The sequence below is a fragment of the Arthrobacter sp. TRD_SC_6 genome, assembly GCF_055361185.1.
Genome location: NZ_CM143953.1, coordinates 1,125,437 through 1,140,384, shown reverse-complemented (window position 1 = coordinate 1,140,384; position 14,948 = coordinate 1,125,437). Strand labels below are relative to the sequence as shown.

Below are 14,948 nucleotides of genomic sequence, written 5' to 3'. Positions count from 1 at the left end.
AGTGAAACCACGCCAAAGACGACGGTTGCAGCGCGGTAGCAGTCGATAGTCTTGTCACTCAACACCAGACGTAGAGGCTTCAATGAACATGGATGACTGGTCAACCGCCCGCCTGCTGAACACTGCCGCGCGCCTGCGTGAGAAGGCGGACAACGAGCGCCTGCGCGCCAGCGGCCTCAGCCACGCAGGGTTCATCATGGTTCGCGTGCTCATCAATGACGGTGCGCTGAGCCAGGTCGACCTTGCCCAGCGCCTGCACATCCAGCCCCAAACTGCCGGGCGGACGCTCGACCGGATTGAGACCCTGGGGCTCGTCCGCCGCGTGCGCGCCGAGAAGGACCGCCGGATACTGCTGGTTGAGGTGACCGAACTGGGCCGTTCGACCGTCGAAACCATTGATGCAGGGTCAGCCCGCATTGATCGCGCGGCTGGGCTGGCGGATCAGGGCATGCGGACAGGGCTTGAGCACATCATTCTCTCGATCCGCCCGGATGCCTTCGCGGGGAATGCGCAGCGGGAGAAGATCAGCCGCTAGCGGTCAGTGTGATTCGACAATTTCCTCGTTGCGCGCAAACCGGCGGTTCTGGAGTACCGGGAGGAATTGACGTACGTCCTCGATGCGCCGGCGGGTAACCTCGGCCGTCACCACGCCCCGCTCCTCGTCGTTGAGGAAGACCTGCGGGACGCCCATAGGATCCAGGATCGCTGAGTGGCCGATAGTGTGTCCGCTGGAGGTTCCGGCCGCAGCAATCCAGACGGTGTTCTCGATGGCGCGGGCCTTCAGCAACGTCTCCCAGTGATCGATTTTATGCTCGCCCTTGAACCAGGCGGCAGGAACCAGCACGACGTCCGCCCCGCGGTCGGCGAGCGCGCGCGCGAGTTCGGGGAAGCGAAGGTCGTAGCAGGTCATGAGGCCCACAGTGAGTTCCCCGACCTGCACCACTTTCACGCCGCCGTCGCCCGGTTTGATGCGCTTGGACTCCTGGTAGCTGAAAGCGTCATAGAGGTGCAGCTTGCGGTAGGTGTCGACAATCCGCCCGGTCCCGTCGATCATCACGAGCGTGTTGTACGGGCGTTCCTCGCCGCTTGATTCGTAGCCACCGGCGACGACGGCGATCCCCAGTTCCGCTGCCAGGAACGAGAGCTGCTGGACGAAGCTGGTCCAGCCCGCCTCCACGGCGGCCACCAGCCCGCCCTCCACCTGACCGATGGAGAACATCGACTCTTCCGGGAAAACGATGAGTTTCGAGCCGTCCGCGCTTGCTTCCCGGGCGAGGCCGCGCATGATTTCGAGGTTCGCGGATACGTCGCCGACGGGGGTGAATTGTCCGACGCTGATCTTCATCGTGAGCCTTTGCGTGTGGGAGTTCGGGAAGGACCGGGCTGAAGACAAGCCTACCGAAGAGTAGCGTGGCGGTATGGGCATCGACAGAGTGCAGCCGGGACCAGGCCAGGAGTCCGTGTGGGACTATCCCCGGCCACCCCGCCTTGAGGTTTACCCGGGGACGGTCACCATTGAATTCGCGGGCCAGCTGATCGCCGAATCGCAGCAGGCATTCCGCGTGCTGGAGACGAGTCACCCGCCGGTGTTCTATGTTCCGCAGAAGGATTTCGCCGTAGGCGTACTGCGCCCTGTTCCGGGTGTCAGCTGGTGCGAGTTCAAGGGTGAGGCGCACTATTTCGACGTCGTTGCAGGCAACACGCGTGCGGAACGGGCCGCCTGGACCTACCCGAGCCCGACTGCCGGGTTCGAAACCCTGGCGGGCGCAGTCGCCGTGTATCCGGGCAGGATGGACCGGTGCCTGGTCGACGGCGAGGAAGTAACCGCCCAACCCGGCGACTTCTACGGCGGCTGGATCACGTCCCGTGTGGTGGGTCCGTTCAAGGGCGCGGCCGGCACCTGGGGCTGGTAAGGCCGCGGGCTAGAACTGGGGGTGCCACAGCTCCGTGGTGTTGCCGTGCACGGCGAGCACGGTTCGCCACCGATCGAACACCGAACATGGGTGGGAAATCCCGAGATCAACCGAGTCCCCGACTTCCAGGGTGTCCGCACCGTCCACGATCGCGTGGTGATCGAATAATCGCGAGATGACGCCGTCAGGCCCGGGCTGGACGGCGCTGCCGCGGTGGTGGGCAACCAGGGTGGGCAGACCGGCGTCGTACGCCAGCTCGCGCTTGCCCGCGCCGAGGATGGCCCGGCCCGGCTCCGGAACGGAGACGACGGCGGCGCGCACCACCGCCGCCGGGCGCAGGCCGGGTAGGGGCGAGACGTCCGCGTACGTACCGTGATCGTGGACCACGTAGCAGCCTGACCTGAGCACGTTGAGCGCTCCGTCAGGAAGGTACAGGGCGGCACGGTCCTGGAAGGCTGAACCGCCAACAGTGAAGATGGGTTGCCCGATGTCGAACCCGCCCGGAAGCTGCTCGAAGATGTCCCGGGCGGTCCTGCAGTGCGCGTCCACTTGCTCAAGGTTCCCGGCTGTCCGCGTGTTCGGGGCGATACCTTCATAGGCGCTGATTCCCGCCAGGCGAAGTTCCCGGTGCTGCCTGATGCTTTCCGCCAGACTTGGTGCTTCTCCAGCGCCGCGGATGCCCGTCCGCCCGCCGGGCACGCCAACGTCGATCAGCACGTTCAACCGGCCCGTGGATCCGGCAAACCCCTCGGCCAGCGCCGCGATTCCGGCTGCGGAGTCCACGAGGCAGTAGAGCTCGACACCGGGGGCGTGCGTTTCGAGGAGGCTCCGAAGCTGCCTGACCTGTGGAGGGAAGACGACTTCGTTGGCAATCAACACGCGGCGCGCACCCCACTGAACTGCGAGAGCTGCCTGCGCCGTCGTCGCGACCGTCGCTCCCCACGCTCCGGGTAGCTGGCGCTGCACTATTTCGCGCGTCATGGTCGTCTTGATGTGGGGGGCAAGGACCATGGAATGATCGCTTGCCCACGCTTCTTTCAGCGCAATGTTGCCTTCAACGGCCTCTACATCGAGCAGGAGTTGTGGAAGGCTTTGCAGTTGAAGGTCACCGCTGAGAGTCGCCATCTGCGGAATACTACCGTCCAGCGACCGTACAGCGGACGCGGAGCGGACCTTCATCCTGGGCTGATATGGTCGCAGGCGATCATCAATCAGTAGGAGTAATCATGAAGAAGAAGTGGCTGCTGAGCCTGTTTATGGCCGGGTCGCTCGCGTTCGCAACGGGTTGTGCCGGCGGTGAAGCCGAAACCGAAGCCGAGCCGTCTGCAAGCGAGAGCGCCTCAAGCGCCCCGGCCGAAGCGCCGACACCCGATCTCGAAGGCATCCCCGACGTCGTCGCCGTCGTGAACGGTCTGGAGATTCCGAAGGACGAGTTCACCGCCGCTTACGAGCGTGCTTTCGAAACCATGTCCATGCAGTCACAGATGTCAGGTCAGGAAGTGGACCAGGAACAGCTGAAGACGGAAACGCTGGACAACATGATCGGAACCAAGCTCCTTCTCCAGGAAGCAGAGAAGCGGAAGATCACCGCCAGTGAGGAAGCCGTCGCTGCCGCTACCGAAGAGCTCATCACGAACAATCAGGTGGAGACGGCTGAGGAGCTGTTCGCTTCGCTGGAGGAACGCGGCATCCCGCAGGAGGAGGCCGAGAAGCAGATCAAGCAGCAGGTCCAGCTTGATGCACTGCTGGCCGAGGAGGGCGCTGATGCGAAGCCTACCGAGGAGGAGCTGAAGAAGATCTACGAAGAGGGTAAGGCTGCCGCCGGAGAGGGTGCGGAGGTGCCTCCGTTTGAAGAGGTGCGCGCCCAGATCGAGCAGCAGGCCATCGAGACGAAGAAGAATGAGGTGGCTGTTGCCCTCTTCACGAAACTGCGTGAGAGCGGCGACGTCGAGACGAACCTCTAGACCCTGATCGACTCAGTGGAAATGGCTGGTTTTCCGCGGAAAACCAGCCATTTCTGCTGAGTGGATACGGCTGGGTCAGCCCGCGATGAGGTCGTTGATCACGATCGTCTGGTCGCGGTCAGGGCCAACGCCGATCGCCGAGAAGCGGGTGCCGGACAGTTTCTCAAGCGCCCGGACGTAGTTCTGCGCGTTCTCGGGGAGGTCGCCGATTGCCCGGGCCCCGGTGATGTCCTCGGTCCAGCCCTCGAAGTACTCGAAGATGGGTTTCGCGTGGTGGAACTCGGTCTGTGTCATGGGCATTTCGTCGTGGCGGACGCCGTCGACGTCATACGCAACACACACGGGGATCCGCTCGATGCCGGTGAGGACATCTAGCTTGGTCACGAAGTAGTCCGTGAAACCGTTCACGCGGGCAGCGTGGCGCGCCAGCACGGCGTCGTACCAGCCGCAGCGCCGCGGACGGCCGGTGTTCACGCCGTACTCGCCGCCCGTCTTCTGCAGGTACAGGCCCATCTCGTCGAAGAGCTCGGTGGGGAAGGGACCAGCGCCAACACGCGTGGTGTAGGCCTTGATGATGCCCACCGCCCGGCTGATCCGTGTGGGGCCAATGCCCGAGCCTACTGACGCGCCGCCGGCGGTAGGGTTCGACGACGTCACGAAGGGGTAGGTGCCATGGTCGACGTCGAGGAACGTGGCCTGCCCGCCCTCCATGAGGACAACCTTGCCGGCGTCGAGTGCTTCGTTGAGCACGTAGGTGCTGTCGATGACCAGCGGGCGCAGTCGGTCGGCGAAGGAGAGGAAGTACTCAATGATTTCCTCGACCTGCACGTCCCGGCGGTTGTAGACCTTGACCAGCAGTTCGTTCTTCTGCTTGAGGGACCCCTCGACCTTCTGGCGGAGGATGGATTCGTCAAAGACATCCTGTACGCGGATGCCGAGCCGGGCCACCTTGTCCATGTAGGCGGGCCCGATCCCGCGTCCGGTGGTTCCGATGGCGCGCTTGCCGAGGAAGCGTTCGGTCACCTTGTCAAGGACCTGGTGGTAGGGCGCTACGAGGTGCGCGTTCGCGGAGACGCGAAGCTTGGAGGTGTCTGCGCCGCGGGCTTCGAGACCGTCGATCTCCTCAAACAGGGCCTCGAGGTTGATGACACAGCCGTTGCCGATGATTGGAACGGCGTTTGGGCTGAGGATGCCGGCGGGAAGGAGCTTGAGCTCGTACTTCTCACCATTGACGACGACGGTGTGCCCCGCGTTGTTGCCGCCGTTCGGCTTCACAACGTAGTCCACTCGCCCGCCGAGCAGGTCAGTGGCCTTGCCTTTACCTTCATCGCCCCACTGGGCTCCGACAATCACAATTGCTGGCATGGGATCCTCCCCCATTTGGGTGACCGCATCCCAGAGCGCCTAGGTGACGCACAAGGTGCCGCCGTGCATGAGAACGCCCCAAGGCTTCAACCAAGTAAAAACAGTAAGAAGTCCGGGGCTCTTACCACCCGAGTTTAGCGGACATCTCGTGACGGCCCCGTGAACGTGACATCCGCCGTCGTTCCTTTAGCGCGTGGACCTGTCGGCTAGTAGTACCGTCAGTTCATGAGTCCTCCCGCGACGAGAGCACGCATCGGCATCTCGGGCTGGCGGTATGCGCTCTGGCGGAAACACTTCTACCCCGTTGGCCTGCCGCAGCGGCTCGAGCTCGAATACGCGTCCCGCCAGCTCAGCACGATCGAAATCAATGGCACCTTCTACTCGCTGCAGCGACCGGACAGCTTCGTTCAGTGGCGGGACACCACACCGGACGGGTTCCGGTTCTCCGTCAAGGGCCCGCGCTTCATTACCCACATGCTTGGCCTGCGCAATGCCGAAACCGCGCTGGCCAACTTCTTTGCTTCGGGCGTTCTTGCGCTCGGCCCGAAGCTGGGCCCGATCCTCTGGCAGCTCCCGGCCACCCGAAAGTTCGACGCTGACCTGCTCCAGAGTTTCCTCTCGCTACTACCAACGACGACGACGACGGCAGCCTCCCTCGCGAAGCATCACGACGAACGCCTCACAGACCGCAACTGGCTCACCACCGAGGAGGACCGACCCATCCACCATGTGCTCGAACCGCGGCATGAGAGTTTCGGCGATCAGCAAAGCATTGAGCTCCTGAGGCGCCACGACGTCGGTCTGGTCGTTGCGGACTCCGCGGAAAAGTGGCCGCAGTTCCGGGAGGTGACGGGCGGCGTCGTTTATGTCCGGTTGCACGGCAGCACCGAGCTCTACACGAGCGGCTACTCCGATCCGGAGCTGGATCAGTGGGCTTCACTGGCGCAGGGCTGGCTCTCCGGTAAGACGTGCCCGGACGGACGGGGCCGCGACGTGTACGTCTACTTCGACAATGACGTCAAGGTGCACGCCCCGTTCAACGCAATCGCTCTGGCGGAGCGCCTGAACCCCCGTTGAGTGTGCAGATAACCACCGAATTCCCGCGGTATTCGGTGGTTATCTGCGCACTCAACGGGCGGTTTCCCAAGACCCCTCCTTGACGCGCGCACCCGAACCGGCGTACGAACGAGGTACGCCGATCATCAACCAAGGAGGACACCATGAGCCAGAGCACTTCGGACGAACCACAGGAAGTCAACGAAGACCGGCCGGGCAAGCCCGCCACCGATCCCGATGTACAGTCCGACCCCGCCAACGACGCCAGCGATTCGAGTGACTGGAGCGGTGAGGGCGGGGCAACGCCGTCCGGCGCGGCAACAGACACAGCCGCCGACGACGGGCCCGTCAACGAAGAAGACGACCAGGACGGCAGCTGACCCGCGAGCCGCGGCAAGCCGTACATAATGGAACCCATGAGCGCCGAAACTGAACGGTTTGTTGGACACATCGCAGGCCTGGGAACCACTTCCGGGGTCCGCATAGTGATCGGCATGTGGTCGTCGTCGCCGTTCGGCGCCTTCACGGACGTGATGGTGCAGAGCGCCGAAGGCACGCGCACCCTGCTGGCGCCCTCGCAGGCCATCGCCGACTACGTTTCAGGGGCGTATACGTTCGACGTAGTGCGGGTGGTGCCGCTGACGGTCGGAATGGATGAGCAGTCACTGACTCTTGAGGCAGGCCCGCTCAGCGTGAGCGCGGAGGTGGGCGAGAGCACCGGCGTCGGGCGTTTGCTCAGACTCATCCCGACGGCCGTCGCAACCCACCCGCGCTGGCTCGCGCTGATCAACCCGTTCGCGAAAATCCTCATGCCCGGTGTGCGCACCGTCGGGACAACGAAGGACGGACGCCAACAGTTCTACGGCGCGACAGGTGCCCGGTCCATCACGTCGGCCATTGCATCATGGGCAGGCGACTCCCTCGGTGAGCTGACGTCTGTACGTCCGCGCGTGCGGTTCGGGTTCAGCTCCACGCCGAAGAAGCCGCAGATTGTGGACGTGACTACCGTCGTCGTTCCCGTTGCAGAAGTTGTGCCGACCTCTTAGGACGTGTTCAACACGAAGAAGGCCACCCGCTCCGAAGGGAGGGTGGCCTTCTTCGTCAGCCCCTCTAGGAGCCGCTCAACTTCTCGCTGGCTTCGGGATCGGACTCGCGGAGGAGCTTCGCGATCCGCTCAGCCTCTTCGATCTCACCGATCGACGCCGCTGCACGGCCCAGCGCGTTCAGCGCCCGCAGGAAACCGCGGTTCGGTTCATGTGAGTACGGCACCGGCCCAGCTCCGCGCCACCCGTTGCGGCGGAGCGAATCCAACCCGCGGTGGTAGCCGGTGCGTGCGTAGGCGTAGGACTCGATGGTGCGGCCCTCGGCGTACGCTTCATCAGCGAGGACAGCCCAAACCAACGACGACGTCGGGTGCTTGGCTGCCAGGTCAACCGCCTCGTCCCCAGCGGCCAGACGCGAAACAACTTCAGGCTCCTCGGGAAGGAGTGTTGGCTCCGGGCCCAGGAGGTTCTTGCGGAATTCGTCCGACATCAGAGCTTCTTGCCGGCTGAACCGAGTGACTGCGCTGCCTCGACGAGGCGAGCTGCGAGGCCGGCCTCAGCCGATGCGCCCCAGACGCGCGGATCATAGGTCTTCTTGTTGCCAACCTCACCGTCGATCTTCAGTACGCCGTCGTAGTTCTTGAGCATGTGGTCAACCACTGGGCGGGTGAACGCGTACTGGGTATCGGTATCGATGTTCATCTTGATGACACCGTAGGAGACGGCGTCGGAAATTTCCTGCTCGGAGGAGCCCGATCCGCCGTGGAACACGAGGTCGAACGGGTTGTCCTTGCCGATCTTCGCGCCGACCTGCTGCTGGATGTCCTTGAGGATCTCCGGACGGAGCTTCACGCCGCCAGGCTTGTAGACGCCGTGGACGTTACCGAAGGTCAGAGCGGTCAGGTAGCGGCCGTTCTCACCGGCACCGAGTGCGTCGATGGTGGCCATGGCATCTTCGACAGTGGTGTACAGCTTGTCGTTGATGGCGTTCTCCACGCCGTCTTCCTCGCCGCCGACGGTACCGATCTCAACTTCGAGGATGATCTTCGCGGCAGCCGCCCGGGGCAGGAGTTCCCTGGCGATCCGGAGGTTCTCTTCGAGTGTCTCAGCCGAGCCATCCCACATGTGCGACTGGAACAGCGGATCTTCTCCACGCTTCACGGCTTCCTCGGACGCTGCCAGGAGGGGGAGGACGAAACCGTCCAGCTTGTCCTTGGGGCAATGGTCAGTGTGGAGGGCGATGTTGACGTCGTAGTTCTTCGCGACCTCACGGGCGAAGGCGGCGAAGCCGAGGGAGCCGGCCACCATGTCCTTCACCGAGGCGCCGGACCAGTACGCGCCGCCGCCGGTGGACACCTGGATGATGCCGTCGGAACCTGCTTCGGCGAAGCCGCGCATGGCCGCGTTCAGGGTCTGCGAGGAAGTGACGTTGACCGCGGGGTAGGCGAAGCCGCCTGCCTTCGCGCGGTCAATCATTTCACTGTAAATCTCCGGTGTGGCGATGGGCATGGCGACTCCTCATGTTGAATGCATCCGTAACGAGGGGCCCTGGCGGCGAAAAGCTGGCACTCCGCTGGCCCCGCTCACGTCCATCCTAGCGACGCCGGTAAAACACGGGGAAACCATGAAGGAATTCGTACCCTTGCAATGTCAGGACTGGAGCAGGGCCTGCACTTCGTCGGCGTCCAGATCGGCCGCAGGAGCGATTTCACCGACCTCGGCGCCGTTGTGAAACGCTGCGCGGATGGCGCCCTTCAGTTCCATCTGTGCCCGATCAAGTTGCCACTGCAGGTTCTCGATCTCGGATGAAGCCGCCCAAACCATCGTCAGCTCCGTGCGACGGGTTTCCTGCAGAACCGGTTCGTATGCTGTCAAAGTCATCCCTGTGCCTCACTAAGTAGATGCGAACAACCACGGGTAAAATCACTAGACTGTCTAATAGTCAAACATGCATATCAAAAGGAAAGCTACCTACACGAAACAGATCATGCAAGCATTTCTAGCAAAATGTTAGAATCTAAACTCATGAGCCTCCGAACTGGTGAACACGCAGTGTCCGGGTACTGGTACGCAGACCAGACCGGGGCTACCAGCGTGCTCAACGCCCTACGGGATTACCGCGCCGCAGAAGCCGCAATGCGCCGTCGAACTCGGTCATCAATGGGAATGGGTGAAACTGACCTCCTCGCACTGCGCTATTTGTTGGAGGCGCAGAAGGCGGGACGCGACGTCAGCCCCAAGGAACTCTCCCTTCGACTTGGCATCTCCTCAGCCTCAACCACCACCCTGATCGATCGCCTCACGAAATCCGGCCACGTCATCCGCAAACCGCATCCGCGCGACCGGCGGGCGCTTGTCCTCGAGGCAACCCCCAACTCGGACTCCGAGGTGCGAGCCACCCTCGGCGATATGCACAAGCGCATGAAGGAAGTGGCGGACTCCCTCTCCGAAGAGGATGCCGCCGTCGTCGTCGGATTCCTTTCGAGGATGCGTCAGGCAGTCGACACGATCGACACCCGGGTGCCCACGAGCGTCAGCTGACCACCTGGTCAAACACATGGCGGCGAACCCACCCATGCATTGCGATCGCCGCTGCCGCTGACGCGTTCATTGATCGTGTGGACCCAAACTGCGCAATCGACAGCGTAGCTTCCGCTGCTTCGTGAACTTCCGGCGTCAGGCCCGGGCCCTCCTGTCCGAACACGAGCACGCATTTGCGCGGCAGGTCGTAGGTCTCCAGCGGGACCGAGTCCGGGAAGTTGTCGATTCCGACGACGGCGAGACCCTCCGCATGCGCCCACGCCACGAATTCCTCAACGGTGGGGTGGTGGCGAACGTGCTGGTAGCGGTCAGTGACCATTGCGCCGCGCCTGTTCCACCGCCGTCGTCCTATGATGTGGACCTCGCGTGCGAGGAAAGCATTGGCTGTGCGGACTACCGAGCCGATGTTGAGGTCATGCTGCCAGTTCTCGATCGCCACATGGAACTCGTGGCGCTTGGTGTCAAGATCAGCCACAATGGCTTCGTGGTTCCAGTACCGGTAATGATCTACGACGTTTCGGGTGTCACCGTTGGCGAGCAGGTCCGGATCCCAGCGATCGCCAGCAGGCCAAGCACCCTCCCAGGGCCCAACGCCTACCGTCGCCTGGCTGCGCTCGAACGGGGTTTCCTCCGTATTTTCCACCCCCCAAGCCTAAGGTGAAAGACTTGGGCTTCGACGTCTCTCTTCACACCCGTGAATAAACACCGTCACTGCCGGAAAGAAGCGTATGCGCGAGAACGAACATATTGAGTGCTGGTTGACTGACATGGACGGCGTGCTGGTGCATGAGAACCAGGCCATCCCCGGGGCCAAGGAACTGATTGAGCGCTGGGTTGCCACCTCCCGCCGGTTCCTGGTGCTTACCAACAATTCGATCTACACGCCGCGGGACCTCGCTGCGCGCCTGAAGTCATCCGGGCTGGAAGTTCCGGAGGAGAACCTGTGGACGTCCGCCCTGGCCACAGCGCAGTTCCTGAGGGACCAGATGCCTGGCGGTCGCGCGTACGTCATCGGAGAAGCAGGACTTACGACGGCGCTCCACGAGGCCGGGTTTGTCCTCACCGACCAGAACCCCGACTACGTTGTGCTCGGCGAGACCCGCACCTACTCCTTCGAGGCCATCACCAAGGCAATCCGCCTCATCCTCGACGGCGCGCGGTTCATCTCCACCAACCCGGACACCACCGGGCCGTCCAAGGAAGGCCCGCTCCCGGCGACGGGATCCATTGCTGCGCTCATCACCGCCGCAACGAACCGAGCGCCCTACGTGGTTGGCAAACCGAACCCCATGATGTTCCGTTCCGCGATGAACCAGATCGATGCCCACTCGGAAACCACCGCCATGGTGGGCGACCGCATGGACACCGACATCATCGCCGGCATGGAAGCCGGCCTGCACACCGTCCTTGTGCTCACCGGCATCACGCAGCGGGAGGACATCAATGCCTACCCGTTCCGTCCCGCGCAGATCCTGGACTCCGTCCAGGATCTGATCGAGCAGGTCTGATGAGCGGCATCCTCAATCTCCGGGACATCGCCGACCTCACCGCAGGCAGCCCCAACGCCCCCTTGCGCGGCAAGGTCTACCGTTCCAGCCAACCATTCGGCTGGGATGCCGAAGCCACCATGGACTTCCTGAACCGGCAGGGCATCGAGACCATCGTTGACCTTCGCAGCGAGCGCGAGGCCGGGATGGTCCCGTGGCAGGTTGCCCACGACGCCGGGATCGACGTCGTCGTGGCGCCGCTTGACGACGCCGATGCGGCAGTTACCCTCGCCTTACAGACACCCGAGGACCTCGGCAACTACTACCTCGGCTGGCTCTCCGCCCGACCGGACGTAATTGTCGCGGCCCTTCAGCCGATCGCCCAGGGCCGCACAACCCTGGTGCACTGCGCCGCAGGTAAGGACCGCACGGGGGTGATCACCGCCGTCGTACTCCTGGTGGCGGGAGTGGAAGACGAACTGATCATCGAAGACTACGCCCACACCACCGGTGCCCTGCCGCAGATTCTTCCGGCGCTCGCGGAGCTGTGGGCGGGCGTGCTGCCCCGGCATGATCTCCCGACTGACGTGCCGGTCATCATGACCGCACCCGCCGCTGCGATGGCCACCTTCCTCGCGGGCATGCGACGCGACTTCGGTTCGATCGAGGATTTCCTGCTCGGCGCTGGCATGAGCGAGGCTGATCTCTCGGATCTACGGGCGGTGCTGCAGGGCTAGCCCGGCTTCACATCATGCTCTTGATCGCTCCGCCGATCGGTCTGGGAAGGAATTCCTCCTGCACAGTCCGGACAACATCCTGGTAGATCAACGGGTTCCACTGCGGACTGGCGTGCGCAGGCAAGGCCCCCTCGGTGACCAGATCGGCGGACACCACATTGTCAGGAAACGCAGAAGCCCAACCGGGACGGGCAAGGGCGTAATTCACGGTGCCGTCATTGGGGTTCCCGATGAACGCCATTTCGGTGTCGCCGAGGTTGAACCGGGCTACGTTGAAGTGGAAGATGTAGGACGCCTGCGACTGGATGAGTACGCTGGACGGTGCGAGCGGCGACAGTTGCGAGAGTGTCTGGTCAAGGATCTGGGACCAGGTTCGCTCGTCCTTGTTCACGACCCGCTCCGCGAGCTCGTACGTTCCCCGCAGCACGGACGGCACCCGGTAACCGGCCTCGTAAAGGTAGACGACGCCGTCGAACATTGCCTGGTCCACGACGTCGAAGCGGTCGTGGGGGCTTGAATCCAGAAGGATGAACCGGACGTCGACGTCCACCTCGCGCAGGCGGGAAGCCACTTCCACGGCCACCATTCCGCCGAAGCTGTGCCCGTAGAAATACAAGGTGTCGATCTGCTGGGTGCGCACGTAGCGGCGCAACTGGGCAACGATGGTCGCGACATCCAGGCCGCGGTTCGAGTAACCCATGACCGCGAGGCGCCCGCGCCGGCCCAGCACCGGCCGAAGCGAGTTCATGATCCACACGCCTTCTTCCCAGCTGGTCTTGTAGCCAGGGAAGAGGATCCAGCGGGCGTTGGGGAAAGCCCGGTCAGCGAACTCATCCGCGACCGGGATGATCTGGTGCTCCTCGCGGGCTTCCTGAATCTGCCGGGTGACGAAAAGGTCAGTCGCAAGCGCGAGGCTGAACGCGGATCCGGTGATGAACCGACGGCGCGACATGCCCTTGAGCGCATGCGCGTACTCGAGTAACCGCTCGGGTTCATCGGTCATCGTTGGTCGTTAATCCAGGCCGAGCTCGTCCTTGCTGAAGGCAAACAGGTACGGCACTCCAGCTTCAGCCTCAATACGTTCCTTCGATCCGGTGTCCCGGTCCACGATGACAGCCACGGCCACGACGTTTCCGCCGGCGTTGCGCACGCCCTCTACGGCCGTCAGCGCCGAGCCGCCGGTCGTGGAAGTGTCTTCCAGTACGACGACGTCGCGTCCGGTCACCTCAGGGCCCTCCACCTGGCGGCCCATGCCGTAGGTTTTCTGCGCTTTGCGGACAACGAACGCGTCAATGTTCCTGTTGTCCCGTGCCGCAGCGTGCATGACGGCGGTGCCCACCGGGTCCGCTCCCATTGTCAGGCCGCCCGCGCTCTGGAAGGTTATGCCGGCGTCGTCGAGCATTGCAAGCATCACCTGGCCCACCAGCGCTGAAGCTTCGTGGTGCAGGGTGATACGGCGGAGATCGATGTAGTAATCCGCTTCCTTGCCGCTGGAGAGGGTCACCCTTCCCCGGACCACCGCCAGTTCCTGGATGAGTTCTCGGAGACGGGAGCGGGCAGCGGCAATGTCGGTCATGCGAACCAGTTTAGTGGGCGGCGCTCGGAAGGCTTACTAGCCGGCGGCGCTCGCAGCCTCGATTGCTTCCGGCGACAGGACGTGGGAGATGGCCATTGACGCAGCGCCCATCACGCCGGCATTCCCACCGGCAACGGACGGCACGATCCTCAGGTGCTCGGTTGCCAGCGGCAGCGACCGGCGGTAAACCACCTCACGGATACCGGCAAGCAGGTGTTCACCCGCCTGGGCAAGGGAGCCGCCGATCACCACGACAGACGGGTTGATGAGGTTGACGCAGGTCGCCAGGACATCGCCGATGTCCCTTCCCGCCTGCCGTATCACTCCAATAGCGGTGGGATCACCGGAGCGCACCAGGTCGATGACGTCCCGGCTGGTTACGAGCGAGCCGCCGGTGAGCTCGTTCAAAGCGGCAGCCAGTGCCGGGCCTCCGGCGAGCGCCTCAAGGCATCCAGTGTTGCCACAGCGGCAAAGCCTTTCTCCACCCCGGGGAACGCGCACATGACCGAGGTCTCCCGCCGTTCCCTGCGCTCCCCGCTGAAGCTGCCCGCCGGAGATGATGCCGGCTCCGATACCCGTAGCGACCTTGATGAACATGAGGTCTGCTTCTTCAGGCCAGCTTCCAGTCTGCTCGCCCAGCGCCATGATGTTTACGTCGTTGTCCACCAGGACAGGGACGTCGAAGCTCCGCTGGACGAAATGCGGCACGTCGAACCGGTCCCAGCCGGGCATGATCGGCGGGTTGATGGGCATTCCAGTCTGGTGTTCAACCGGACCAGGGAGCCCAATCCCGATGGCCGCCAGTTCTTCGAACCCGCGCCCGCCCCGATGGAGGAGCGTGCGAATGGCCTTCCTCAGCCAACCGAGCACTTCCTCAGGTCCGTCGGAGATGGTGATCTCAGCGCGCTCGCTCACGATTTCTTTACCTGAAAGGTCCGTCAGCACCACGATGGCGTGCGTGGCACCAATGTCCGCACCGACAACCACCCGCGCGCCGGGATTCAGAGCAAATAACGACGGCGGCCTCCCGCCAGTGGATACGGCCCCACCGTAGGGCGCCACAAGTCCGGTCCGCATCAGGAAGTCCACCCGCGACGTCACCGTCGAACGGGCCAGCCCGGTCAGGATTGCGAGTTCGGCGCGTGTGCGCGGCTGACCGTCCCGGAGCAGCTGAAAGACTTCACTGGCTCCCGGAGCGGGAAGTGCTGAAGCGCGCTGCGTCGATGGTTCCACGGTTGATCTGCCCACCCTTTCAGTAAATCACGC

The 14,948-nt window shown here is 63.5% G+C and carries 19 protein-coding genes; 9 read left to right on the top strand and 10 right to left on the bottom strand.

Annotation, left to right across the window (positions count from 1 at the left end):
* Nucleotides 1-88: 88 nt before the first annotated feature.
* A complete protein-coding gene (locus ACWA1U_RS05665; protein ID WP_463724367.1) occupies nt 89-535 on the top strand; it encodes a MarR family winged helix-turn-helix transcriptional regulator in 447 nt (148 codons plus the stop codon).
* 3 nt (nt 536-538) lie between these two features.
* Here ACWA1U_RS05665 and ACWA1U_RS05660 read toward each other — a convergent pair whose 3' ends face one another.
* Nucleotides 539-1,345, bottom strand: a complete 807-nt coding sequence (locus tag ACWA1U_RS05660; protein WP_463724366.1) for a carbon-nitrogen hydrolase family protein — start codon at nt 1,343-1,345, stop codon at nt 539-541.
* A gap of 73 nt (nt 1,346-1,418) precedes the next feature.
* On the opposite strand from ACWA1U_RS05660, the gene ACWA1U_RS05655 reads away from it, so the two are divergent.
* Entirely contained in the window at nt 1,419-1,913 is a 495-nt protein-coding gene (locus ACWA1U_RS05655) for a DUF427 domain-containing protein (protein WP_463724365.1), read from the top strand.
* A 9-nt stretch (nt 1,914-1,922) separates the two neighbouring features.
* Here the strand turns inward: ACWA1U_RS05655 and ACWA1U_RS05650 are convergent, their stop codons facing one another.
* Complete coding sequence (locus ACWA1U_RS05650) at nt 1,923-3,038, bottom strand: alanine racemase (protein WP_463724364.1); 1,116 nt, start codon at nt 3,036-3,038, stop codon at nt 1,923-1,925.
* A gap of 101 nt (nt 3,039-3,139) precedes the next feature.
* Between ACWA1U_RS05650 and ACWA1U_RS05645 the strand changes: the two genes are divergently transcribed.
* Nucleotides 3,140-3,877 (top strand): SurA N-terminal domain-containing protein, encoded by a 738-nt coding sequence (locus ACWA1U_RS05645; protein WP_463724363.1) that lies wholly within the window; start codon nt 3,140-3,142, stop codon nt 3,875-3,877.
* 75 nt (nt 3,878-3,952) lie between these two features.
* On the opposite strand, the gene ACWA1U_RS05640 is transcribed toward ACWA1U_RS05645, so the two are convergent.
* Nucleotides 3,953-5,242 carry an adenylosuccinate synthase gene (locus ACWA1U_RS05640; protein ID WP_463724362.1) on the bottom strand — a complete coding sequence of 430 codons (1,290 nt, stop codon included), beginning with the start codon at nt 5,240-5,242 and terminating at the stop codon, nt 3,953-3,955.
* A 225-nt stretch (nt 5,243-5,467) separates the two neighbouring features.
* On the opposite strand from ACWA1U_RS05640, the gene ACWA1U_RS05635 reads away from it, so the two are divergent.
* The 3 genes from ACWA1U_RS05635 (at nt 5,468) to ACWA1U_RS05625 (ending at nt 7,344) form a co-directional block, all read left to right on the top strand.
* Nucleotides 5,468-6,319, top strand: a complete 852-nt coding sequence (locus tag ACWA1U_RS05635; protein WP_463724361.1) for a DUF72 domain-containing protein — start codon at nt 5,468-5,470, stop codon at nt 6,317-6,319.
* Between the two features lie 143 nt (nt 6,320-6,462).
* Nucleotides 6,463-6,678, top strand: a complete 216-nt coding sequence (locus ACWA1U_RS05630; RefSeq protein ID WP_463724360.1) for a hypothetical protein — start codon at nt 6,463-6,465, stop codon at nt 6,676-6,678.
* A 36-nt stretch (nt 6,679-6,714) separates the two neighbouring features.
* Nucleotides 6,715-7,344, top strand: a complete 630-nt coding sequence (locus ACWA1U_RS05625) for a hypothetical protein (RefSeq protein WP_463724359.1) — start codon at nt 6,715-6,717, stop codon at nt 7,342-7,344.
* Between the two features lie 64 nt (nt 7,345-7,408).
* Here the strand turns inward: ACWA1U_RS05625 and ACWA1U_RS05620 are convergent, their stop codons facing one another.
* The 3 genes from ACWA1U_RS05620 to ACWA1U_RS05610 form a co-directional block, all read right to left on the bottom strand.
* Entirely contained in the window at nt 7,409-7,831 is a 423-nt protein-coding gene (locus ACWA1U_RS05620; RefSeq protein WP_463724358.1) for a DUF3151 domain-containing protein, read from the bottom strand.
* Nucleotides 7,831-8,850, bottom strand: a complete 1,020-nt coding sequence (gene fbaA / locus ACWA1U_RS05615) for a class II fructose-bisphosphate aldolase (protein WP_463724357.1) — start codon at nt 8,848-8,850, stop codon at nt 7,831-7,833. Before fbaA ends, ACWA1U_RS05620 begins: the two co-directional genes overlap by 1 nt.
* A 141-nt stretch (nt 8,851-8,991) precedes the next feature.
* Nucleotides 8,992-9,222, bottom strand: a complete 231-nt coding sequence (locus ACWA1U_RS05610; protein WP_463724356.1) for a hypothetical protein — start codon at nt 9,220-9,222, stop codon at nt 8,992-8,994.
* A 144-nt stretch (nt 9,223-9,366) separates the two neighbouring features.
* On the opposite strand from ACWA1U_RS05610, the gene ACWA1U_RS05605 reads away from it, so the two are divergent.
* Complete coding sequence (locus ACWA1U_RS05605; RefSeq protein WP_463724355.1) at nt 9,367-9,882, top strand: MarR family winged helix-turn-helix transcriptional regulator; 516 nt, start codon at nt 9,367-9,369, stop codon at nt 9,880-9,882.
* Here the strand turns inward: ACWA1U_RS05605 and ACWA1U_RS05600 are convergent.
* Entirely contained in the window at nt 9,875-10,525 is a 651-nt protein-coding gene (locus ACWA1U_RS05600) for a TrmH family RNA methyltransferase (RefSeq protein ID WP_463724354.1), read from the bottom strand. The two genes, ACWA1U_RS05605 and ACWA1U_RS05600, sit on opposite strands and share 8 nt — an antisense overlap.
* Before the next feature lie 85 nt (nt 10,526-10,610).
* On the opposite strand from ACWA1U_RS05600, the gene ACWA1U_RS05595 reads away from it, so the two are divergent.
* Both ACWA1U_RS05595 and ACWA1U_RS05590 read left to right on the top strand, forming a co-directional pair.
* Nucleotides 10,611-11,390 (top strand): HAD-IIA family hydrolase, encoded by a 780-nt coding sequence (locus ACWA1U_RS05595; RefSeq protein ID WP_463724353.1) that lies wholly within the window; start codon nt 10,611-10,613, stop codon nt 11,388-11,390.
* A complete protein-coding gene (locus ACWA1U_RS05590; RefSeq protein WP_463724352.1) occupies nt 11,390-12,106 on the top strand; it encodes a tyrosine-protein phosphatase in 717 nt (238 codons plus the stop codon). The genes ACWA1U_RS05595 and ACWA1U_RS05590 overlap by 1 nt, the downstream gene beginning before the upstream one ends.
* Before the next feature lie 7 nt (nt 12,107-12,113).
* Here ACWA1U_RS05590 and ACWA1U_RS05585 read toward each other — a convergent pair whose 3' ends face one another.
* Genes ACWA1U_RS05585 through ACWA1U_RS05575 form a run of 3 tightly spaced genes read right to left on the bottom strand, consistent with a single transcriptional unit; the run spans nt 12,114 to nt 14,930 of the window.
* Nucleotides 12,114-13,109, bottom strand: coding sequence for a thioesterase domain-containing protein (locus tag ACWA1U_RS05585; protein WP_463724351.1), 996 nt, complete (start codon nt 13,107-13,109; stop codon nt 12,114-12,116).
* Between the two features lie 9 nt (nt 13,110-13,118).
* Nucleotides 13,119-13,682 (bottom strand): orotate phosphoribosyltransferase, encoded by a 564-nt coding sequence (gene pyrE / locus ACWA1U_RS05580; protein WP_463724350.1) that lies wholly within the window; start codon nt 13,680-13,682, stop codon nt 13,119-13,121.
* A 36-nt stretch (nt 13,683-13,718) separates the two neighbouring features.
* A complete protein-coding gene (locus tag ACWA1U_RS05575; RefSeq protein ID WP_463724349.1) occupies nt 13,719-14,930 on the bottom strand; it encodes an ROK family transcriptional regulator in 1,212 nt (403 codons plus the stop codon).
* Between the last annotated feature and the right edge of the window lie 18 nt (nt 14,931-14,948).